Raw genomic sequence first — 345 nt, forward strand, 5'->3', positions numbered from 1 at the left:
GTGAGCAAGCTACTCGTTGTTGACGATGCTGTGCTGCGTCAAACCGTGTTCGGTGTGGACTTCCCGCGTCCGCTGGGGCTCGCCGCGGGCTTCGACAAGGCTGCTATTGCCCCGGATTGCTGGGGGCCAATTGGTTTTGGCTACGCGGAACTGGGAACCGTGACTGCCAAGCCGCAGCCGGGCAACGATCGCCCGCGTCTGTTCCGTCTGAAGGAAGACCGCGCCATTTTGAACCGCATGGGTTTCAACAACCCCGGCGCCGCTGCTGTAGCGGAGAACTTGCGGGCGCGTCGCAGTGACGACGTCATCGGTATCAACATTGGTAAGACCAAGGTGACTCCGCTG

General features: G+C 61.4%; 1 pseudogene. It reads left to right on the top strand.

The window, feature by feature from the left end:
• Positions 1–345, top strand: a pseudogene (locus tag ACXIUA_RS00950) (quinone-dependent dihydroorotate dehydrogenase); the annotation flags it as partial.

The sequence above is a fragment of the Corynebacterium sp. UMB8791 genome, assembly GCF_054166365.1.